This is a genomic window from Stenotrophomonas sp. FBCC-B152 (genome assembly GCF_059134105.1).
This window is the reverse complement of record NZ_CP101442.1, coordinates 1,849,855-1,872,275: the sequence shown is the minus strand read 5'-3', so window position 1 is coordinate 1,872,275 and position 22,421 is coordinate 1,849,855. Positions and strand designations below refer to the sequence as shown.

Sequence of the window (22,421 nt, the reverse complement as noted above, 5' to 3'; positions counted from 1 at the left end):
GTGCATTGCCGCGACCCTTCCCGTCTACCATGCCCACCTGAGTCCGAGTTTGCCATTCCACGCGGTTTCATTGCCGCTGAAGCTCCAGCTGTAATCGATGTCCGCAAACAGATAGCCGGTTTCAGAGACCTGCCACGTGCCACCCAAGCCAACTTCTGCCCAGCTGCCGCCCATATCCACCGCGAACGGCACGTAGCCGCTGCTGGTTGCAAACTCCGCCCGGGGTTCGCCGCGGAATTCCCGCCAGATGTTGGCGCGCAGCCATGCGTTGTCTGCGCGCAGCTGCCCCTGGCTGCTTTCGCGCTGTCCATTGCGGTTGAGTCGCGCGCCGACGCGCCCCACCAGCGAATCGCCATCGCTGAAGCGTACCTGCGCGTTGCCCACGTCCAGATCATCCACGTCGATCCGCTGCCAGATCACCTGCGCCTGCGGCTCGAGCCGCCAGCGCCCATCCTCGATCGTGCGGCCGTCGCCGTCATTCAGGATGAAAGGCCAGCCCGCTTCCAGTGACAGCGCTAGGCCGTATGCATCGACGAAGCTGTCCTGCATCCACGGCGACTGGATGCGCAGGTCAAACCAGGTGTACTGACCCACGGCACCCAGGTATGCGCCCTTGTCGTTGAATCCTGTCCAGTAGCCACCCACCGAGCCGGCCTTGAAGCGATCGGTGCCGGCGTGGAACTGGTAGTCCAGAAGGTTGTGCCGGACCTCACCCTTGCCCTTGCCGTAGGCCAGGTAGAAGCCGGCGTGCTCGCGGCTGCCATCATCGGTATCGACATGACGGTACAGGTCCACACCGATCTGCAGGGCATCAAAACGATAGTCAAAATCAGGGCCGCGATTGCTGTAGATGCCTTGGCGGCCGCCGTCGTGCTCGCCGTCGTGCCCTAAATAGCGCATCCACGCGCCGTTGAAGCCACGGTGATCGGGATCCAGGTCGGTACGCTGTTGGAGCAGTTGTTCATCGCCCACCCGCTCATGCAGCGTGTCGATGAGGGTGCGTCCATAGACCTGCGCCATCGCCGGCGCGGCAGCAATCAGCGACACCTCTTGGCGGAAGGCCGGCGTGGGCGGGACAGGGGGACTGGGCGGATCAGGGTCAGGGTCCGGTGGCGTAGGGGGCGTAGGGGGCGTGGGCGGGGTCGGGGGATCAGGCGGCACCGGAGGATCGGGCGGTACGGGCGGAGTGGGAGGCGTGGGTGGGGTGGGAGGAGGGGGCGGCGGCGGAGGCGGAGGCGGCGGCGGTGCCGGGCACGGCGGTGAGGGTGCGCCTGCTGCGGCGCAGTCGATCACCGAACGGAGGTACCAGCTGTTCTCGATGTCATTACCTGAGGCTGCAGGACCGCCGCCGCGATAGAGAAAGTACTCATAGGGTCCGGCGACCACCGGTGCCGCGAGTGCGAAGTTGTTTGCCGTCGTTGTGCTGTTGAGCGACTGCACCACCCGGATGCCATCGGCGAGCGTCAGCTCGCCCAACCCACCGGTGTTGCTGACCTCGATCATGCCCGGTCCACTGCTGGTGCCATTGAGGACGACCAGCTGATCCGAAGGCGCACCATCCCCCGCGAGCCAAGTGTTCAGGGCAAGCGTGCCATCGCCGCTGTACCCGGACACCGTCAGGGTCTTGTAGAACGTCGCCAGGGTGGGATCGCCGCTGGGCGGGGTGAACTCGATCCGGCTGGGGTCGTTGACCAGTGTCGTAAGTTTGGAACTGCCGGTCATCCGCCACAGAGACTCCTCCAGCACGAGGTTGGAGACGCTGCCAGCGGCGGTTGAGGCGGATCCCACCAGCGTGCTGCGGGTCGCCGTGATGTCGGCCGCGCCCGGCAGCGACGGGATGGGAGCACCGGGCGGCAGCGGCGGTGGCTCGGTGGGAAGGTTGCCGTCGCCATCCGGAAAATCGGCCGGGCCACGAACGCCCGGCTCGCTCGTCGCCAGCAATGGGAAGTTGGTGAGATCGCTCACCCGAAGCCACTCGGTAGCGCCGCTTGCGCTGGAATCGGTCAGGCGGATGCTGCCGTTGCCCGCGACCCCAACCGTAGGCCCGCTGGCGTTGGTCAACGTGCTGCCGGTGAAGTCCGCCTGCGAAACGGATGTGGGCGTCCCCACCAGAAACAGGGCCATGGCGTCACTTCCGGTGGGAGCCACGGTGGTGGCCGAACCGGTCAACTGCCCCCCGATCAGCGCCACAGCCCCATGTGCCGCCGCGCCCCCAGTGCGCAACGCTACGTTGTTCATCTGTACCTGCGTTGGCATATCACGTGCCAGCGCGCCGTGCGCACCCGCGCCTTCGGTGGAGACGGTGAGGTTTTCTGCGATGACCCGCGCCTGGCCACGGCCGGACGGTGCGGAGCCATAGTCCACCAGCACCGCGCGCAGACCGACCGCGCCGATGCCATGCGTGGTCACCGGCGTGCCGGTGAGGGTGATGGCCGCAAGTTCGGTCGCCAGGTCGTTGCGCGCCTGCGCATTGGCGCCGTGGGCGAGGTCGCCGAACGTTTCCACGATGCCGCCGGTATACGTCACCTGGGCTGGAAACTGCGCCCCCAGCTGTTCGGTGATGGCCAGGATGCCGCTGGCCCCGCTGCCTTCAGTGCGTACGGTCACCGCATCTACCGTGGCGGTGCCGCCGTCGTCCGCCCACACGCCCATCGCGTAGGTGCCATAGGTCTGGGCGGCGGTGCCGCTGGCCAGCAGCAGCCCACCCGGATTGCGTGCCCCAAGCGCATGCGCGAATGACGACTGCCGCACCTGGTTGCCGTAAGTGGTGATCGAGCCGCCCGTCAACGTCACGGTGCCGGCCATGTCGGCCAGCGCGCCCATGGCGTTGTCATTGCCACGGGTGACTATCGTGACGTTGTTGGCGGTGATGCTGGCGCTGCCCGCAGTGAGCGCGGCCGCGTCCACGCCAAGCGTGCTGATGGTGGTGCCGTCCACCGCGATGGTGGAACCGGCCAACGCGCGCACACCGTAGGCGGTGGCGCTTTCGGTGCTCACGCTGCCGCCCTGCAGGGTCACGTTGGCCGCCAGCCCGTCCGCGAGTACCGCCGGCGCCCACGGACCGGTGGCACCGGACGGGCGCATCAGCACCTGGGTATCGACCAGCGATGCGGTTGCCCCTGCCAGCACCGAAACGCCGATGGAACGTGCGCCGCCCACGGTGATCGTTGCATCTTCGATGCGGGCGCTTGAGCCGGCATCCGCAATCAGCAGGCCGGGCGAATACAACGCGCTGGTGGTAAGGGCACTGGTGCCTTCGAGCGTGAACGTACCGCCGCCGGTCACGCGCACGCCTGCTGCGGGATTGAGGACATTGCCCGCGCCGACATGCGAGAGCAGGGTGTCGCTCAGCGCCACCGTGCCGGCGTCCACGCGGACCAGGTTGGCCAGCGTACCGGTGGTGGTCACGACCGCGCCCTGGCCGGTGACCCGGCTGCCCGCGCCGCGCGCCAGAATGGCATGGCTGCCGTCCTGGGTGGTGGTGTTCTGCGCACCCGCCGTACTGATCGTGGTGCCGTTCAAGGTGATCAACCCACCGTCGAGAGCTGCTGCGCCGAATGCGCCGCGCGAATTGGAGCTGATGCTCCCTGAGGTCAAGTTGATCGTGCTGCCGGCGCCGGTCGCCACGACGGCATGGTTGTTGAGCGCGTTGGAGCCGCCGGTGACCTGGATCTGCGCGTTGTCCAGGCGGATCTGCCCTCCCGCCTCGGCGCTCACGCCGCGCAGGTTGGCCGGCGTGCTGGTGCCTGTGGGTGTCATCGTGATGACGGCGCCACTGGAGGTGATGGAGCTGCCCGCGCCGCTTGCGCGCAGCCCGATCTGCCCACTGGCGGCAGCAGCCGTGGATGTGGTTTGCACCGTGCTGGCATTGAAGCTGATCCGGCCACCCGATTGTGCGTAAGCACCCACCGCATTGGCACCGGCGAGGTTTTCGGTGATGCCGTCAGCGATGATGGATCCCGCCGATTGTGCCGAAGCACCGGTGGCATTGGCTGCCACGACAACGACGGTTCCGGTCGGTATGGTGCACTCGCCGCCGGCGGTGACCACGGCGGGCGTAGGGCAGGTCTGCGCGGCAGCGGGTGCTGCCATCGCCACTGCAAAGGCAACGCTGAATGCACACAACTCTTCGGGCCAATACTTCACCCCGCCGGCACGATCCGTATGAACAGGCATGGCAGCACCCCTCGATTGCGGTAGTTCCACGGTGAAGTGCCAAATAGCTGGCGGCAAGGGTAAAAAGCGCGACCGGTCTAAGTAAACATACGCGTCGACGCGTGTCGGGATTGGGACAACAATCGCTACGGGAAGCGCGTTGTAGACGCCAAGCGGTGAGTCACCCGCCACTGGGCCCACCTGCGGACAGAAATCAACCGGGCACGAGTCACGGGCGCCGATTGACGCAGTTGCTCTACCGGAGCAGGGAGGTGACCGGTTGACAAGTAGATTTACTGAAGTCGTCTGCGTAGATCCGCAGAAGTAATGGCGATGCGAATGCTGCAGCATGCATTGGACGACTCTACGCACCACTTCTCGCGTCCGGTCGGCGCCAGGCTTAAGGTTGGGCCCTGCTGCCCAGGAGTTGGGAAATGGATCGGAAATTCCTGGTCATGTCGCTTGCGACGGCTCTCTTGAATCTAGCCACCCAGCAAGCGCAGGCGGCCCCGCCGGCAGATGCACAGTTGCCAGACGCCTATGAGCCGGTCGGCAGCGGGACGATACTCTCGACCGCGCCAGGCGCCCCTGTGGGCTGTTTCGGCATCACTGCTAACCCGCGCGGGCTCGCTCTTTGCGACGGTGGCACCTACAGCTTGCCCGACGCAGTCATCACGCAGACGGTGTGGGACGTGGTGCGCGTGGGCTATGGGACGACGGCGACGTTCACCGACTACCAAACCGTTGCCGAGCGCCCGGCAGGCAGCTACTTCAGCCCGATAACCGTGTTCAGTGGGCCCGCGAGTTATTCACCTGCGAATGCCACCTTCATCAATGCAACGGTGTACATGGCACCCGAGCGCCTTGCCAATGCCGTGGCCACTACGCAGGGCACGTTGAATCTTCGCAATGCCACCATCGCACTCAACCCAGGTACGACCTACGCACCCACACAGACGCTTGCAGCGCTGGCGGCCTTCGGTGGCGGGGTGGTCAATGTGGATGACTCCCTGATCGATATACCCACCACGATTGCCTACGGCTTGCAGGTCATGAATACGGCTCCCGGTGGCGGTCTGCCGGGCCAGAACGGCGCGCTGGCACAGATCAACGCAAACAACACCGTGGTTCGTCTTGGAAGCGGCAGCGGAGGTTCGGCTCGCACCTTCGGCGGGTTCGTAGCGGGCGAATCGGAGCTCAACGTTGCCAACGGAACCTTCGAGCTGGGCAACTACTCGGTTGGCATCTACAACATATTCAGCGCCACCTACAGCTCGCCCGTGCTTGGTTCGCGCACGAACCTGAGCGACAGCTCGCTCACGCTGGGCGACAACAGCGTTGGGTGGTGGGGTACGGGTGCCCTTGCACCCGCGCGCCTGGCTGACACGCGCGGACGCCTTACCGTCGGTGCGCAGAGCTGGGGGCTGTACATGGTTGCGGGAAGCGCTGCGTCACTCACAGACACGGAGGTGCGAACGGGCAGCAACAGTTATGGTGCACTGCTGTACGGCGGGGCGGAACTCACGATGTCGGGCCAGACTGCCATTTCTGCGGCGGGAACGGGGTCGATAGGGATCGAGAACAACGCCAGCCGCGTGTACTTCGATCCAGGCACCTTGACTGTGCTCGGAGGTAGCCAGGGCTTGGTGGGCACCAACGCTGTTTTCGAGATGCGGAACAACAGCAACCTGACGGTGGAGGGCCAGAGTGAGCAGCCTGCCATCCATCTCTATCCAACTTCGCGGCTCACCGGTACGCCCAGCAGCCCACTGACCGTAGTGTCCTCTGGCGGGGGCATAGCTGTGACAGGCGCCTCGGTAGTCCAGCTGCCCGGCAGTGTGAGCGTGACTGCAGAACGCGCCGCCGTGTCCGTGACGGACTCCTATAGTCAAGTAGTCATGTCCGGCGGAGGGACGCTCGTAGGTAGAGGCGTCAATTTTGAACCGGTGGTGTTCACCCAGGCAACGGGGCTCTTCGACGGTACCGGCTTGGTGATCAGCGGCATAGGCACGGAGAATTCGTGGGGACTAGCAGGGCAGGCCGGTGGAGAAGCCAGACTGACGGCTAGCGCCATCAAGACATCTGGCACGTCCAGTCACGGCGCGGTAGCGCAGGGGGGAAGGGTTCTTCTCAACAACGTCGACATCACCGTCGAAGGAGCGCAGTCAGCCGGTATCGGCGCATTCTATGGGGGCTGGCTGAGTGCTTCAGATACAAGTGTACTGGCGAGCGGCCAAGACGCGCCCGGACTGTGGATGACCGGCCAAGCCCCAAGGGTGGACTTCACCGGAGGCCAGATCAGCAACGTGGAGGGTCCCACCATCAACGTTAATGGGACGGACGGCGTCAGGGTCGACCTCACCAATACAAGCGTAGGCGGAAGCGACCAGTGGCTGTATGTGGGCGCAAACCCCGGAGACGATCCCGCAGACGTCTACCTGACAGCCGACCACTCCACAATGAGTGGCTTCGCATCGACCCAACCCGGTAGCGTTTCAACCGTTGTGATGAACGACAGCACCTGGTCGATGGGCGACTCGTCCGTGCTGACCTCGTTGTACCAACAGGGCGGACTGATTGATTTTGCGGCGCCTGCCGCCGACCCTGAGCTGCCTGCCAGCTACATGGCGCTCACCCTCACCAACTATTCGGGAAACGACGGCCTGCTCGCCATGAACACCTGGTTGGGGAGCGACGACTCTCCGTCGGACCGTTTGGTGATCATGGAGGGAGCGGCCACCGGGCAGAGTTGGATCCAGGTGCGGAGTAGCGGTGGCGGCGGGGCAATGACGGTCGCCAACGGTATCCTGCTGGTCCAGGCAGTAAATGCGACAACGTCAGACGGCTCCTTCCGCCTGGCAGCGCCCGTCATAGCCGGCCCGTATGAGTACTTCCTTTACAAGGGCGGCGCGGCCGATGCCATTACCGCCGACACTGCCAATAGCTGGTTCCTGCGATCGCAGATAGATTGCTCGGCACCCGGCGCTCCCTCGCCGCCTTGCCCGTCGCCTCCGCCGCCCCCTCCGCCCCCTCCGCCGCCACCACCACCGCCCCCTCCGCCGCCGGATCCACCGTTGCCGCCGCCGGACCCGCCCGTACCGCCGGAGCCACCGCTGCCGCCGCCTGATCCGCCCGTACCGCCGGATCCACCGTTGCCGCCGCCTGATCCGCCGGTACCGCCGACACCGCCGGTCCCGCCGCCGGACCCGCCTGTGCCGCCGATACCCGCGTACAGGCAGGAGGTGTCGTTGGCTGCGGCGCTGCCCACGATGGCCGCCATTTACGGTCGTGCCGTCGTGGATACGTTGCACGAGCGCGTTGGCGAGGAGCACTTGCTGCGCGAGCGCGACGACGTCTCGTCAATGGGTGCCGGTCTGGGTGGAGCATGGGTTCGTGTGCTCCATCATGACGGTGAACGCGATGGTGGGAACCGCGGCATCTACGGAGACCGTGGGCCCGGCTTCGACTACGCGTTCGATGTCATGCAGGTGGGCGTGGACCTGTACCGGTCGATCGCCGACGACGGCAGCCACCAGCGCATCGGCAGCTACCTGGCTTATGGCAAGGCGCGTGGCCGAGTGCGCCATGATTTCCCGGATTACGACTTCCACGCCGGAACGGATGAGTTCGACGCGCGCACCATAGGGGCGTATTGGACCGCCTTCTCACCGGGCGGCGCCTATGTCGACGCCGTCGGGCAGTACACGTGGTACGACTTTCGCACCAGGTCCACGCGCCTGCCGGACACGTTCACCAACGGCGACGGCGTGCTGGCATCGCTGGAGGCCGGTTGGCCGTGGTTGATTGGCGCAGCGGCCGGGGACAGCCCCCGGCCGAACGGTTGGCGCATCGAGCCACAAGCGCAGCTGATCTGGCAGAAGACACGCTTGGACGATCTGGTCGATTCCGCCGCGCGGGTACGTTATCGCGATGGAGGCTCAGCCGTGGGCAGGCTGGGGCTGCGTCTCAACCGGATCGGTGAGAGGACCAGCCATGCTGGTGTGCGAGCCACAAGCTGGTGGTTCCGTGCCAACGCCTGGCATCAGTTCAGCGGGTCGCCGACCACGGAGTTCTCCAGCGCACGTGGCTACGTACCTTTCACCGCCGACCTGGGTGACAGTTGGGGCGAAGCGGGACTGGGTGGCACATGGCAAATCAGCGCCACCGGCTATCTCTTCGCAGATGCGGATTACACATGGAGTTTCGATGGCGACGAGACATCGTGGAATGGAAAGGTCGGCATGCGCTGGCAATGGTGATCACGGTTAGACCAACCATCAGCACCTAGACAGGCTGCCGGCTGTTCCGTCCACCTTTCGATGTCGTGTGGCGAGAGGCGAACTGCGGCTGACGATTCATCTCGTTACCTTCCACGCTGCACGAGAGAGTCATTTACCTTTTGAAGGAGTTTGAAACCGTGTCCGAAATTGCCAACCCGCATGAGAACATTGCTCAATCGACATCTGACCAGGACATCAGCGATGCTTACATCTATCTCCTCGGCCGCCTGCTGATAGCGCGTCAGCAGCAGGCGGATTTCGACGAAGAAGGCCTGCGGTGGAACACGCTGCTGCATCGCAAGCCGGGGCAGGTCGACTGGCCGAATCCAAACCTGGACGTGGCCTATTCCGAGGCGTGGATAGCACTTGACGATAACGCCTGGCTGCTCGTCACCGTTCCGGAGATCAGGGGGCGGTACTACGTGGTCGAATTTATCGACGGGTGGGGTGAAACCGTCGCGAACATCAATGAACGGGTCTATCCGGACCATCCGTTCGGCCAGTTCGCGGTGTGCCTGACAGGCAGCGACATGAGGATTCCAGAGGGCGTGCAGCGGGTCGAAGTGCCAGCCAAGGTCACCCGGGTCCTGCTGCGCGTAGAGCTGGGTGCAGACTGGAACGAAGCGATCGACCTGCAACGGCAGTTCAGGTTCGAGATGCAGGGAAACCCGACCTTGCCCGAAATTCCACGCACGGTGATGTTCGATATCGCGGAGCTGCCCGGCGTGGAGGCGTTCGAATCGGCCGAGCTGGCATTGCGCGAACCCGACACCAGCGTTCTTGAGCACCTCCAGGCAAAAGTCAGGGCGATTGCCCTGGCGATCCGGGCGCCAGCCGAGCGAGCCCGCGTCGATGCAGTTGTCCGGAGCAAGGCGTTCAAAGATTTCGCCGATGCCGCGCCATATATTGGCCGGGGCACCATCCGCAATGGATGGGCGCGACCTGCCTGTTGCGGCCATTGGGGCAACGACTGGATGAGCCGGACCACGGTCAACTTCGGTGGCATCTGGGCCAACGTGCTCGATGAAGTGCTGTATTACCGCGGCGCCCTGGACAGCGCCGGCGCAGCGCTTGAACCAGATGGCAGCTACACCCTGACATTTCCCGCCGACGCGCTTCCGGACAAGTTTGCCAAGTACTTCTGGTCAGTTATCGCCGTCGACCGCCTGCACCGCAGGGTGCTGCCGAACCCGCTGGAACGCTATCTACTGAACAACCAGTCGGGTCTCGTCAAAGGCGACGACGGCTCGCTCACGCTCTACTTCGCACTGGAGAAGCCGGCGGACGCGCCCGAGCCAAACTGGCTGCCGACCAGCGCCGGCAAGCCATGGAGCTTGACCTTCCGCTTTTATGGCCCACGCGGCGCTGTCGCCGATGGCAGCTACTATCCGCCGCCCCTCATCCGGCGCGCATAGGCCAATCTCACCACTCTTTCGGAGCGCCGTCATGTCCAGCCCGCACACGTCCAGCAGCAAACCCTTGCCCAATCCCGCTCAGGTCAGCGCGTTTTCGCCGGCCCACCCAGACCTTAAAAATGGTGCCGCCGTGCCGGCGCGCGTGGCCAGCCAGCATTACGCCGAGGCGTTGGCACGGGTGGTCTATATCTGGGGTCATCCCCTGGTCAACACGTTTCGACGCACCAGCACTTGGGAACTCATGAAGGGCCACGGGCCCGGCATGGCCATGGGTCTGTTCCCCGGCTCGCCAAAGAACCACATGGGCTATGTGGATGACTACCTGCCCGCCGCCCAACGCAAAATCGTGACGCCGAACAACGATACGATTTACGGCGCCTGCTTCGCCGACCTTGGCGAAGAACCCGTGGTAGTACAGACACCGAAGGATGTTCCCGCAGGTCACTACTGGACAATTCAGATTGTGGATGCGTTCACCAACGTGATCCACCAACTTGGCTCTGCGTCAAAAACGCCAGCCGGCAAATTCCTTCTGGTCGGGCCTAGCTGGCGTGGCGAGACGCCGCAAGGCTTCAGCGGCGTACTGCACTCACCGACGGATGTCGCCGTAGTGATGGCGCGAAGCTTCGCCGCGCGCACGCCCGAGGCCAAGGCACAGGCACGCGCCGTACTTAATCAGATGGGCGCGACGCCGCTCAGCGAGGATCGACCGGGAATGCGACAGTTCGACTGCGAGTCCAGTGCGCGAAACAAGGTATATCCGCCCAATCTCAACGCCGATATCCTCGCAGCCGACCCGGACATCCTGCGCGAGCGCCCTGTGCATGGTGAGACCTTCTGGGACGATCTGAAGCGGGCGTTGGACGCCAATCCGCAAGTCGGCCCGGACGATGCCGTGATGGCCGAACAAGCGCGCGTATTGCTCGCGTTGCGCGAGCATGATCCGGCATGGAAGGCGCTATTGGACCAGACGGTGTTGATCGCCGATGCCGAACTGTTCCAAGGCGCACGCTACGAGCAGGTTGGAACGAACGCCGGGAACGGTTGGCAGCGCCAGGCCAACAGTGGACGCTGGGGTAGCGACTGGCTGAGCAGGGCGCAGGCGGCCGCGATTTATATCTATGTCAATGACTTCGAAGAAGCGGCCTACCTCATCCGCGGCGTCGATGACCAAGGCGCGCTGTTGAATGGTCGTTACCGCTATACGATGCGATTCGAGAAGGATCAACTGCCACCCGTGGATCGTACGCGTGGCGGCTTCTGGTCCCTGACCATGTACGACAAGGACTATTATATGTTGCCGGAGAGCCCCAACAGCCGGCACAACCTGGGCACGGTCAACCTCGACGCCAACGAACTGCATTTCGACCAGGACGGCTCACTCACGCTCGTTTTGTCCAGTGACGAACCCCGGGATGTGGCCGGGAAGGCCAACTGGCTGCCCGCCCCACGCGACGCGTTCGCGCTGATCGTCCGGGCCTACGTACCGGATGCGGCAATTCTCGATGGAATCTACAAGCTGCCTCAAGTCGCGCGACAGAGCTGACGACGGCGGTTTCAACTGGTCAATGCAACAGCTTGTTGATATCGATATCCGCAACACTCCTGCTGCTTGGGCAGCTGTCTGTATTTCATCGAACATATGAAGCCGCCACCCAAAGCGGACACCACGGGCGACGACTCAGCGCCATTTCGTCGGCGATCCGGGTGATTCATCGGCGGCTTCTGTGGCTTGGTCGCAAACGGGTTGCCACGCCCCCACGCGGATGGCAACTTGCAGCGGCGATCACGTCGACCTGGAGCCCCGCATGACCCCCGTTGCCCTGTATTCGCCCGATCCGGCCCGCGGCTGGCTGCCCTGGGCCTGGGTGACGCCGATCCTGATGATCCTGTTCAACGCGGTACCGGTGATCGCGCTGGACGGGTGGATGCAGTCGCAGCATTGGTCGACGCCGAGCGGCGATCCGATCGGCCTCGCTGGCTTGCATGCGCTGCTGTGGATCGGCTTCGCGCCGACGCTGGTGGCCGTGCTCGTCTGGGTACGCTTCGTCGAAGGGCGCTCGCTGGCGAGTATCGGGCTGACCGGTCCGGCGCCGCTGAAAACCTTCCTGCGCGGACTGGCCATTGGATTCGGCACGATCGCGCTGGTCGTAGTTGCGATCTGGATGGCTGGCGGCATGCAGGCGGCGGGCTTGGGGCAGGCTTGGCGGTCGCCCGTCAGTCTGCTGCACATCGGTCTGCTGCTATTGAGTTTCATGTTCCAGGCGAGCGTGGAGGAAGTCATCTTCCGCGGCTGGATGCTGTCGGTGGTGGCGCGCAAGACCAATGTCGCGGTGGCAGTGCTGCTGGTGTCGCTCGTTTTCTGCTTCCTGCATTTCAGTCCCCACCAGCCGTTCCGGGTCATGCTCGGCACGTTCCTGTTCTCGGTGTTCGCCTGCGTCTGGGCGCTGCGGTCCGGCAATATCTGGGGCGTGATGGGCTGGCACGCGGGGTGGAACTGGTTGCTAGCAACCGGCTTCGAACTGCCCGTCACCGGCATCGATGCGCACTTGCCGGCGCTGCTGGTGGCGCTGCGCCGGCAAGGCCTCGACAGCCTGACCGGTGGCGCGGAAGGGCCGGAGGGTAGTTACCTGTGCAGCGTCTTCTTCGTCGCCGCGATCGCGTGGATCCATTGGCGAAAGACGCGCGGAGCTCAGAACTTCGCGCCGACCCGCAGGTAACGCCACTGCCCGGGCGACATCGCCCCGTCCGGGCCCTTGCCGATCCACTGCGACAGACGCGCCAGATCGCTCCACTCATCGCGCGCGGCGCCCCCGAGTTTTCGGCGGCGCGCAGGGCGTACTTGCAAGCTCATCCGGGAGCAACGCGTGCGGATGCTCGGAGCACTGATTGAGTGGCTACTTGTGGTCACCTTGCTTCTGGGCCTGATCGAATTCGCGCACTATGACTTTCGACCCCGCGCATTGCTGTGGGTGCGCGGTGTGGGTTGGGAGCGACAGCGATGCCGGCTGCTTGGCGAACATTTTTTCAGCGCCAGTAGAACCGAAAGTGCGACATGGTACCGTCGCAAATGCGCGCCGGCGCACGGATTCTCACGAAACGATTCGCTCGCCACATCCCGTTTCAAGGTTCCATTGATGCCGTGAACAGCGACCGGACGACGTCGAGTTCCAGTAACCTCACGTCTGTCGCATGGTGTGCTCTGGGTGTCAGAACCCGATAGCTGATTGCATGTTGGTTGCCTTGTGTCGGGAGGGTGGCGAAATAGAACACCCTCGCGGAAATACGCTGCACCGTATCAGCTATCACGGTTCTGAACCTCCCGACTCCCTCGCCATCCCGGCGAGGGAGAACACAGAGGAGAATCATCATGCACGACGACTGGACAAGCTTGACCCCCGAGCAACGCGCCCTTCTCAGGGGATTCTGGCGCGCGCCCAAGAGCGTAATGATCAATGCCCTTCATCACGACGGGCTCAAAACCTATCCCGGCTGCCCAACCATTCCATGCCTGAAGGCGAGGGGGCTATGGATGCGTGGGCTGGGCATTGAGCCTGGCACACGGATGTACCTGGGCGTCGGGCATGAGCTGTTTGTCCTGGCGGTAGATCCGTCGCCGGAGGCGCTGTCCAAGGCGATGGTGCGATTTGAGAAGACTGGGGGTAGTTGGAGGCTTGAGCCGGTCGGGTGACCTGCGCACAGAAATGGGCGGCGGCAGCGCCGCTCCGGGGAGGGGGAGTGTCGGGGAACACCCTATGGAAGTGCTCCCCGATCTCCTGCAGTATCGGTGCGGACGAAAGCAGGAGGTAGCATGGAGGTTCATCTATTAATTCTTACGGCTGGACACGTTGAAGTCGTCGGTTGCGGCTTCAAAGATTCACACGGCGGCGCGTCCTGCACACCCGCCGCAACCAGATGCTAAGAAGCCGGCGAATCAAATGTTAGCAATACCGGTGGCCGAACCGCACCCGTCTGTGAAGCCATACTGCGACCGAATCGACGCTCGAACATCGCAGGTTGAAGCCGGGCGTGCAGGTCGACCGGGGCCAATTGCACCGAAATCCATAGATGGGTCACGCGGCGCTTGGTACCGGACGCGCAGTAAGCCTCATGCCTAACGTGCCGACTCTAAGATACAAGCATCCGGCAGACGTGGATGCGTACCCGCATATCGCTCGCAAGCGCCATTCCGCCTACCCCAATAGACCGGGTAGTAAATCAGCCCCAACCAGCATTGATGTCTCGCGCACTAGCATCTACCAGGAAATATATGAATACCATGAAAACCAAACATGAATCGATTGGGGTCGGAGAGGTATTCGTTGACATGACGGCGCCCTGGAAAGAAATCAGGGGATACAGAGCAACCAAAGTTGGCCCCTGGATCGAGGCTCGACCTTCGAACGACTATCTTGAAACACAAGCGCCAATCACGTTTGCCGACGCGAATGTTTTTGGCTGCCCCTACCACCATGCCCGCGCTACTAGACTGCATTCCGAAGCACTTTCGGCATGGCTTGTCTCGGATCTGGCGAGCAATTTCTTGCGGTCGAAGGTGAGGGTCTCACCCGAAGACCTCATTGCGTCCATCTCTTCTGACCCGCGATGCCAAGGACTAGGGAATAGCTTCGTTGAAGGGTGTTTGCGATGTTGTGTTAGAGGTGGAGTTTTCGAAGTCTGGTTTGATGGCAGGACGCGCGAACAGAACTGCATGCTTCAGTTATCAAAGGGTCAGCTAAAGAGCGAAGAAATCCGACTGTTCGCAGGATCCTTTGCTGACGAACTATCTGCACTCAGCGAACGCATCAGGACACTTGTTAAGCACTCCGGGACGGTCGGCACATATCGGGAAGGGCTTTTGCAGTCCCTCCTGCGCCGCCACCTGCCTGAGCGATACCACGTCGCAACCGGATTTATCCTAGGCTGCCCGCGTCAAATTGATGTGCTCGTATACGATCGTATCGAATACGCTCCGATTTTTAGGGAGGGCGATTTGGTAGTAGTTCCGCCCCAAGCGGTACGCGCCGCTATTGAAGTAAAAACCACATTAACATCCGCTGAGCTTGAGAGCAGCCTTGCGCTGATCTCAGAAGTTGCACAAATGGATGACGTAGACCCTCCGTTCTTTAAAGGCATCTTCGCCTTTGGCTCAGATCTAAACCCTCGCCGGATCTTTGATGAAATTGTGACATTCCATCGATACGACGAAGATGAGTTCGATGAGGAGGGGGATATCCAGAACCATCGCCATATTATCACGGAGCCATACAGGCATATAACCTGCGCCTGCGTTCAATCCCTGGCATTCGCCTTCGTAGGCTACCGCAGAGAGGGTGCGGATCGCATACTGACACCAAAGCTAATGGCGAGAACGAGCGTGTCAGGGCTGCCAGCGCAAGCTTCGTATTTTCTGCAGATGCTGCTGAACTACCTTCATCACCACTCTCTAAAGCCTGGCAGTGGGCGCGAACTGCAGGACATGCTCGGCGCAGACACTCAAACCGAGGTTGTTGGCACGCTAACTGATTTCGCCGAATGGGGTCCATACTTCGTTTTGTCCGAAGGCGTACGGAGCACCGGCGCCGAGGAGGTTCAAGAGGCAGAGCGGCGTATCGAGAAAGTGGAGCGATGGCTTGAAGGCGACACTTTCTACAGGCCGCTCAGTAGCTAAATCGAGGAGCGCCCGGCGTGCTTGACCTATCAACTCAAATCTTGCCAGCAGCATTCCATAATAATTCACGGCTCAGCAGGGGAGCCTCTCTCGCCACCAAGGACAACCAATCAATACTTCGTGACGCGAGACCCTCCCGCAGCAACCTCATGCCGAGAAACCCTGGTTCGCAGGACTGAGAGGGGAATCGACGCCGCAAGCCTCCGGCCCCTTGACCGAGACGGAACCCCACTGCATGCTCTAGCTCTGCACAGCCCGGAGTGTAGCCGTTATGCTAGAACTTTCTTACCCCAAGATTCTTGAGTTGTTCGGCGCGCACCTAATACCAGGTCGCACCGAGACTCGCGCTTTCCTAGGCTGGTTCTTGGAGAACTATTACCGCCTTGAAGATACTGACGCGCAGGATGCCATCTGTGATGGGGTAGATGACAAGGGTATCGATGCAATCTACGTCGACAAGAATCTCGAAAGGATAGTTGTTTTTCAGTCGAAGCTAAGGCAAAACATCGACAAATCACTTGGCGACACTGATCTGAAGGAATTTGCTGGATCATTAGATCAGCTGCGATCGAGGGCATCTATAGAGGATCTAGGGAACTCGACCGGGAATCACGAGCTTAAACAGCTTTTGATTGAGTCTGATTTGGCAAGTCTGGTTGAGAAGGGCTTTGAAGTTAGAGGGGTCTTTATTACCAATGTGCTTGCCAACAAGGATGCGAGCAACTACCTAGTTGCTCGCCCTGATGTATCTATTTTTGACGGGGGCGCCCTTAACAGCCTGTGGGTTCCGCCCGGCGACGCCGCTCCCGTTGCAAATGCGGTTGCATTCAGCCTCGACGAGCATACGCCAATCACCTATAAGACCGCAGAGGCCACGGTATACATCGCGCCGTTTCGCGCAACGGACCTTGTTAAAATGACCGGTCTTCAAAGCGGCGAGCTGTTTGCATGGAATGTTCGACAGACTCTTGGAAAAACTAAAGTCAACAAGGCCATTGCTGAGAGTGTTAAAGTTCAGCAAGAACACAAGAATTTTGTTCTCTTCCACAATGGCCTGACCATATTGGCAGAACACGCCGACCTTGCAGACGGCAAGCTTAAAATTGCTGGATACACGGTCGTCAACGGCTGCCAAAGTCTGACCACACTGTTCGAGAACAAGGAAAGCATCAGCGACGAACTCCGGCTTCTTACGCGCATAATTCAGCTTCCTCCAGCTAGCGCATTAGCTGCAAAGATCACTAGACACAGCAATAACCAGAATTCCATCAGCGCCAGGGATCTTCAATCAAATAGCACTATACAGAGAAGGCTGCAGCAGGAATTTCGTGAGAAGCTGGAAGGGAGCTTTGGATACGAGATTAAGCGCGGCGAGGCGATAGATGCTCAGCACGTAGTCACAAATGAACAAGCGGCAAAGATTCTCTTGGCGTTCGACCTGCAACAGCCCTGGGCATGCCATCAGTCCTATAAATTGTTTGACGACCTTCATGGCGAAATTTTCGGTCGCCGAGAGGTTAACGCCCTCAGGATCGCGACACTCAGAGTTGTCTTCGATGCCGTACTTGATGCATCGACTAAAATTCACAATAAGCTTTTTGGAAGCTACACCCTAACCAGGTACTTCCTCCTGTACCTGCTTAGGCAGGCACTTGAAAGCGATGTTGAAGGCAAGAATTTTGTACGCGAGCCGGAGGCTGTTTCCAATGAGATTGGCTTTGACAATACCCACGCTCTGGTTTTGCGCATTCTTGACGACCTTGTGGTCGACCTGAATGCTGAGATTGCGGAGCGTAGCGAGGCAGGAACTCCGTTTGACTATAAGCGCGAGCTAAAAAGCCAGAGTGCTGTCAAAGCTCTAGCTAAGGATATTATCCCGAGCTATCAGAAGGCGATCTCGCGCAATCGTGCAACCTCCTTCAGCCAAGAACTCAGAGCACGATAGAAGAGACATCCGCTCACTCGAAGAGAGAGGTCCTGCAAGTATCATATTGCATTGGAGTACTTGTTCGGCGGCACTGCGCAAGAAGGGGTCGCTGGCCGGCGTGGAGGCGGCGTCGGCTCACGGGTTCCAGTTCGCACCGGATAGCTCGCCGCCAAGGCCAGGCATATTCATGCCACCTTTGATGATTGCGCCGACGGAAGGGGAGGGGGCCGTTGGCCGGTCCGCTAGAGAGATCGATGTATTGAGCGTTGTTTACTTGTTGGCCGCCTAGGAGTGGAACGGCGCTACTTCATCATCCGTGCGAAGCGCGAGACCGTCCACTTCCCACGGACTCCACGGTTCTCACGCCTAGCCACTACTAAGCGACAAGAATCGTCCGGAATTCGCGCCGAAACTAGATCGAGCATTTCCCCAGAGATCAATCCCTCAATGGGCCGCCGCGTAGAGATCTTTATCCCTAGTTGAAACGGGCAGGCCTTCCAATTGGAGCGAAGCGTTCGCTTCGACGAACGCCTGTTGGCGCTGAGAACGAACGCATGTCGACGCTTAGCTTTGCTGGTCATGGATGCGTCCATTCTTTGGCTCAAGTGTAAGAAAATTCAGCTGAGCACCCTGCGGCGAGCCCGCCTCACCTCTCAGAAATTGCCCAGCACCAATACACTGGATGAACCGCAATGTCATAACATACCATGGTAGGCTGGCGACCCTTCCTTCAGGGCGAGCCCGCGTGTCCCTCAACGCTCCCATCATCGACATCAACGGACTGTCGGTTTCCTTCCCCTCGAAGAACGTGCTCTCGAGGCTTGCGCTCAAGGTGCACGCAGGCAGCATCTACGCGTTGCTGGGCGGCAACGGTGCGGGCAAGTCGACCACGCTGTCGGTGCTGCTGGGGTTTACACGGCCGACATCCGTCACCGTGCACGTGGCCGGCATCACCCCGTGGGAAGCCCCGGAGCGGGCACGTTCGCAGCTGGCGTACCTGCCCGAAAACGTGGCGCTGTATGAACACCTGAGCGCAGTGGAAAACGCGGACTACCTGCTTTCGCTGAGCGGGTTGCGGCAACCGAGCGAGGCCATCTGCGAGGCACTGCGCGCCGCTGGCCTGCAGGAAGCTGCCTGGCATCAGCGGCTGGCAGGCTTCTCCAAGGGCATGCGGCAGAAGGTGGCCATTGCCATCGCGTTGATGCGCAAGGTGCCCGTGCTGTTGCTGGACGAGCCCACCTCCGGGCTGGACCCGGGCGCGAGCGCCGATTTCCACGCGCTGCTGGAGCCGGTGCGGGCGCGCGGTACCGCCGTGCTGATGGTGACGCACGACCTGCTGTGCGCTGCGGAAGTGGCTGACCGGATCGGGGTGCTCGATCACGGCCGCATCGTCCATGAGGTGGAACGCCAGGACTTCGACCTCAATGCGTTGCACGCCCACTTCACTGGGCGGGAGCGCCAGGCATGAGGGTGGCGTTGTCGGTGATGAAGAACGAGCTGCGCGGGCTGGTGCGGCAACGCACGGCGCTGGCGGGCATCGTGTTGATGACGCTGCTGACGATCACTGCCACGGTGGTCTCGCTCCACCACATGCAGGCCGCCGCAGAGCACCGCGCACGCCAGCAGGCCGCCGCACAGGACGCGTTCGATGCCCAGCCCGATCGCCACCCGCATCGCGTGGTGCACTACGGGCATTTCGTCTACCGGCTACCGGCCGCGCTGGCCGCGTTCGACCACGGGGTGGATCCCTTCACCGGCAGCAGCATGTTCCTGGAAGGCCACCGGCAGAACACCGCCAACTTCGGCGACGTGATGCAGAACTCCATCCTGACCCGATTCGGCCAGCTCACGCCTGCATTTGCGCTGCAGGTCCTGGCGCCGCTGATGCTGGTGTTCCTCGGGCATGCCACGCTCGCCCAGGAGCGGCAGAGCGGCACTTTGAGGCAGCTAATGCTGCAGGGGGCCAGCCGCCGCAGCATCCTGGGCGGGAAGCTCGCCGCGCTGCTTGCGGTTTCTGCGCTGTTCCTGCTGCCGGCCTTCCTGGGCCTGGCCGCGCTCGCATGGGGCAGCCCCGGAACCCTGGCCGTGGCGCTCACCGTCATGCTGGGCTACACCCTCTACCTTGCCGCCTGGTGCGTGCTGATCACCGCGGTGTCGTCGATGATGAACCAGCGCCGGGACGCGCTGCTGGCCCTGATCGGCGGCTGGGCGGTGATGGCGCTGCTGGTGCCGCGTATTGCGCCGGACGTGGCTTACGCCGCGTTTCCGCTGCCCGACCGCCTGCACAACGAGGTGAGCATCGCGCGTGATCTGCGCGCATTGGGTGATAGCCACGATGCCAACGACCCGTACTTCGCGGCCTTCCGGCAGCGCGTGCTGGACCAGTATGGGGTCACCCGTATCGAGGACCTGCCGGTGAACTACAAGGGCCTTCTGGCAGTGGAGGGCGAGCGGCTGACCTCGTCGCTGTTCAACCGCTATGCGGCCGACGCCGCTGCGATCCAGCACCGCCAGAACCGCCTGGTGGCCGGCTTTGCAGTACTCAGCCCGGTACTGGCGATCCGGCAGCTGTCGATGGCGGCGGCCGCCACCGACCTGCGCGCGCACCTGGGGTTCCTGGACCAGGCCGAGCAGCACCGTTACCAGCTCGTGCAGCAGCTCAACCAGATGCAGGCCGATGAAGTGTCGTACGCCGATGACACCGCCAAGGACAAAGGCGCCGACCAGCGCAAGCGGGTGGACAGCTCCCAATGGGAGAAGATTCCACACTTTGAATTCCGTTCGCAGGGCACCTCCACCGTGCTGGCATCGCTGCTGTCGCCGCTGCTGGTGCTGGCGGGGTGGTTGACTGCGGCGCTGTTGCTGCTCGGCGTCATGTCGCGCCGCCTGGGAGTGATTCGATGAAGCCGTGGTACTACGATCTGCAGCTGCTGCTGCGCTCCAAGGTTGCGGTCGGCTCACTGGTCCTGCTGCTGGTACTGACCACCGCAAGCCTACTTTCCGGCGTGCAGCGCATCGACAGCCAGCGCGAGGCAATTACACGCATCGGCGCGCTGCATGCGGAGGACACAGCGGCCGTCGTGGCGGCCCATGGCGATTCGGTTGATGCAGGCACTGCCGCGTACTACAGCTTCCAGCCAACGTGGAACCCACCGTCGCCGCTGGCATTTGCTGCGGTGGGCATGCGCGATGTGGCGCCCATCATGCTGCGCGTGCGTGCGTTGGGGCTGGAAGCCCAGATCCACGATGGCGATACCTTCAATCCGGAGCTGGCGTTGGCGGGCCGCTTTGACTTCTCGTTCCTGCTGACCTTCCTGCTGCCGTTGTTCGCCATTGCACTGCTGCATGATCTGCGCTCCTCCGAGACAGAATCCGGCCGGGAGCGCATGCTGCGCAGCCTGCCGCTCGGCACCCGCTGGCTTTACCTGCGGCGCACGACAATCCGCGGGCTGGCGCTGTGGTTGTGCGTTGGCGCTCCCTTTGTGGTCGTGGCCATCAACCAGGGCGTGCCGGTGGGCCAGATCCTGGCGGTGCTGGCACTGGCTGCCGCCTACCTGCTGTTCTGGGTGGTGCTGTGCCTGTTGATCTCCCGTCGCGCCTGGAACTCCGGGGTCAATGCGGCGGCGCTCGCCTCATGCTGGGTGGTGCTTGCCTTGGTCGCCCCGGCACTGGCCAATGTGGGGATCGAGCGGACGATTCCGGTAGAGCAGGGGGCCACCATCGCGCGGGCGCAGCGCGAGGCGGTCAACGGCGCCTGGGATATCCCCCGCGACCGGACCCTGCAGCAGTTCTATGCCAGCCATCCGCAATGGCGTGATTCGGCGCCGCTTGGCGATGCGTTCCACTACAAGTGGTACCTGGCCTTCCATCAGAACGGCGATGACCAGGTTGCGCCGTTGGTGGCCGCGTACCGGAATGGCATCGAACGCCGCAACGCCGCCGCCGCGGCAGTGGGCTGGGTACTGCCGTCGGTGGGCCTGCAGGTCGCACTGACCCGCATGGCAGGGACGGACATGCAGGCCCATCTGGCCTACCAGGACGGCATTCGCGGCTATCACGAAAGGCTGCGGCAGTTCTTCTACGGTTACCTGTTCACTGACAAACCGTTCGCGAAGAGGGACTATGATCGGATACCCCCGTTCGAGCCAGCGGAGTGAAGCCCGGCTTCCCACAGGGGATACAATTTCCCTCAATCATGATCCAGGATGGACTACAGCCCTATGCATTTCACTGCAGCAGCCAGTTCGCTTGTCGTTCTACTGTCCATAGCGTCTGCCGTTCCGGTCTCTGCGGGGGAACGTGACATATTCGGCATCACAATAGGGGCACCACTAGCGCTGCCCGCTTGCCAGATATCCTTGCCCGCTCCAGCTGCCCGCAGAAGCAACAGAGGGTCGGGGGCCAGGGCGTTCAACGAGCTGATGAGCCCTCCGCCGGAGCCGCTGAAGGCCACCCCACCGGCAACAGGGTTGTGCGTCGCGCCCGGCACGACAAACATGGCCGTGGGCAATACCGAGTTCGGGGCAGGGGAGTACGGGTACCTGGTCTTCGCCACGGATGAGTTTCCGGCGTGGGTGGCACCGATCGGCATGTCGATGGGTGCAGGCGCAGGTGACGCTTTTTCTCTGGAAGGTGCAGGCGGCCTGGTTCTGCTGCGCAACGGGCGTGTGATCGCCCTGCGCTTCAACACGACTGGGTTCGAGGCGCAGCCGCGCGTAATGGAGTTGCTCAAGCGCAAGTTCGGCTCGCCCAGTGCGCAGAAAGCGGTGGCCTGGAACAACGATCTGGGCGGCAGCCGCGAATCGATTTCCGCGCAATGGCGCAAGCCTGATTTCTTTGCGGATTATTCTTCGGTCGTGCAATCGCAGGCCATGCGAGCACAAGGGCTGTCGGGCGGAATCGGGTTCCTCAGCATCGGCAATGATCTGGGTCAGGAAGTGCTACAGCCTGCTAGCAAGGAAGCGGAGTTCTAG

At 62.3% G+C, this 22,421-nt stretch carries 13 protein-coding genes; 11 read left to right on the top strand and 2 right to left on the bottom strand.

Annotated elements, in window-relative coordinates; genetic code table 11:
• Positions 1-24: 24 nt before the first annotated feature.
• Positions 25-4,176 (bottom strand): autotransporter outer membrane beta-barrel domain-containing protein, encoded by a 4,152-nt coding sequence (locus tag NMB40_RS08785; RefSeq protein ID WP_494360714.1) that lies wholly within the window; start codon positions 4,174-4,176, stop codon positions 25-27.
• Between the two features lie 413 nt (positions 4,177-4,589).
• On the opposite strand from NMB40_RS08785, the gene NMB40_RS08780 reads away from it, so the two are divergent.
• The 4 genes from NMB40_RS08780 to NMB40_RS08765 all read left to right on the top strand — a co-directional run bounded on the left by NMB40_RS08780 (position 4,590) and on the right by NMB40_RS08765 (position 12,570).
• Positions 4,590-8,414, top strand: coding sequence for an autotransporter outer membrane beta-barrel domain-containing protein (locus NMB40_RS08780; RefSeq protein ID WP_494360713.1), 3,825 nt, complete (start codon positions 4,590-4,592; stop codon positions 8,412-8,414).
• A 158-nt stretch (positions 8,415-8,572) separates the two neighbouring features.
• A complete protein-coding gene (locus NMB40_RS08775) occupies positions 8,573-9,850 on the top strand; it encodes a DUF1214 domain-containing protein (RefSeq protein WP_494360712.1) in 1,278 nt (425 codons plus the stop codon).
• 31 nt (positions 9,851-9,881) lie between these two features.
• Positions 9,882-11,396: a DUF1254 domain-containing protein gene (locus tag NMB40_RS08770; RefSeq protein ID WP_494360711.1), complete on the top strand. Its 1,515-nt coding sequence runs from the start codon at positions 9,882-9,884 to the stop codon at positions 11,394-11,396.
• Between the two features lie 262 nt (positions 11,397-11,658).
• On the top strand, positions 11,659-12,570 hold the full coding sequence (locus NMB40_RS08765) for a CPBP family intramembrane glutamic endopeptidase (protein WP_494360710.1): 912 nt from the start codon (positions 11,659-11,661) through the stop codon (positions 12,568-12,570).
• Here NMB40_RS08765 and NMB40_RS08760 read toward each other — a convergent pair.
• Positions 12,543-12,704 carry a hypothetical protein gene (locus NMB40_RS08760; RefSeq protein ID WP_494360709.1) on the bottom strand — a complete coding sequence of 54 codons (162 nt, stop codon included), beginning with the start codon at positions 12,702-12,704 and terminating at the stop codon, positions 12,543-12,545. The genes NMB40_RS08765 and NMB40_RS08760 overlap by 28 nt on opposite strands.
• Before the next feature lie 516 nt (positions 12,705-13,220).
• On the opposite strand from NMB40_RS08760, the gene NMB40_RS08755 reads away from it, so the two are divergent.
• The 7 genes from NMB40_RS08755 to NMB40_RS08725 all read left to right on the top strand — a co-directional run bounded on the left by NMB40_RS08755 (position 13,221) and on the right by NMB40_RS08725 (position 22,421).
• A complete protein-coding gene (locus NMB40_RS08755) occupies positions 13,221-13,541 on the top strand; it encodes a hypothetical protein (RefSeq protein WP_494360708.1) in 321 nt (106 codons plus the stop codon).
• 579 nt (positions 13,542-14,120) lie between these two features.
• Positions 14,121-15,521 carry a DUF6602 domain-containing protein gene (locus NMB40_RS08750; RefSeq protein WP_494360707.1) on the top strand — a complete coding sequence of 467 codons (1,401 nt, stop codon included), beginning with the start codon at positions 14,121-14,123 and terminating at the stop codon, positions 15,519-15,521.
• Positions 15,522-15,792: 271 nt separating this feature from the next.
• Positions 15,793-17,466: an AIPR family protein gene (locus tag NMB40_RS08745; RefSeq protein ID WP_494360706.1), complete on the top strand. Its 1,674-nt coding sequence runs from the start codon at positions 15,793-15,795 to the stop codon at positions 17,464-17,466.
• Positions 17,467-18,193: 727 nt separating this feature from the next.
• Positions 18,194-18,916 (top strand): ABC transporter ATP-binding protein, encoded by a 723-nt coding sequence (locus tag NMB40_RS08740; protein WP_494360705.1) that lies wholly within the window; start codon positions 18,194-18,196, stop codon positions 18,914-18,916.
• A complete protein-coding gene (locus tag NMB40_RS08735) occupies positions 18,913-20,352 on the top strand; it encodes an ABC transporter permease (protein WP_494360704.1) in 1,440 nt (479 codons plus the stop codon). Before NMB40_RS08740 ends, NMB40_RS08735 begins: the two co-directional genes overlap by 4 nt.
• Positions 20,349-21,605, top strand: a complete 1,257-nt coding sequence (locus tag NMB40_RS08730; protein WP_494360703.1) for a DUF3526 domain-containing protein — start codon at positions 20,349-20,351, stop codon at positions 21,603-21,605. The genes NMB40_RS08735 and NMB40_RS08730 overlap by 4 nt, the downstream gene beginning before the upstream one ends.
• 264 nt (positions 21,606-21,869) lie before the next feature.
• Complete coding sequence (locus tag NMB40_RS08725) at positions 21,870-22,421, top strand: hypothetical protein (RefSeq protein ID WP_494360702.1); 552 nt, start codon at positions 21,870-21,872, stop codon at positions 22,419-22,421.

Bases quoted from the DNA above. Each gene is read 5' to 3' on its own strand.
- NMB40_RS08785 (WP_494360714.1), bottom strand. From the start codon at position 4,176: ATGCCTGTTCATACGGATCGTGCCGGCGGGGTGAAGTATTGGCCCGAA.
- NMB40_RS08780 (WP_494360713.1), top strand. From the start codon at position 4,590: ATGGATCGGAAATTCCTGGTCATGTCGCTTGCGACGGCTCTCTTGAAT.
- NMB40_RS08770 (WP_494360711.1), top strand. From the start codon at position 9,882: ATGTCCAGCCCGCACACGTCCAGCAGCAAACCCTTGCCCAATCCCGCT.
- NMB40_RS08765 (WP_494360710.1), top strand. From the start codon at position 11,659: ATGACCCCCGTTGCCCTGTATTCGCCCGATCCGGCCCGCGGCTGGCTG.
- NMB40_RS08760 (WP_494360709.1), bottom strand. From the start codon at position 12,704: ATGAGCTTGCAAGTACGCCCTGCGCGCCGCCGAAAACTCGGGGGCGCC.
- NMB40_RS08755 (WP_494360708.1), top strand. From the start codon at position 13,221: ATGCACGACGACTGGACAAGCTTGACCCCCGAGCAACGCGCCCTTCTC.
- NMB40_RS08750 (WP_494360707.1), top strand. From the start codon at position 14,121: ATGAATACCATGAAAACCAAACATGAATCGATTGGGGTCGGAGAGGTA.
- NMB40_RS08745 (WP_494360706.1), top strand. From the start codon at position 15,793: ATGCTAGAACTTTCTTACCCCAAGATTCTTGAGTTGTTCGGCGCGCAC.
- NMB40_RS08735 (WP_494360704.1), top strand. From the start codon at position 18,913: ATGAGGGTGGCGTTGTCGGTGATGAAGAACGAGCTGCGCGGGCTGGTG.
- NMB40_RS08730 (WP_494360703.1), top strand. From the start codon at position 20,349: ATGAAGCCGTGGTACTACGATCTGCAGCTGCTGCTGCGCTCCAAGGTT.
- NMB40_RS08725 (WP_494360702.1), top strand. From the start codon at position 21,870: ATGAGCCCTCCGCCGGAGCCGCTGAAGGCCACCCCACCGGCAACAGGG.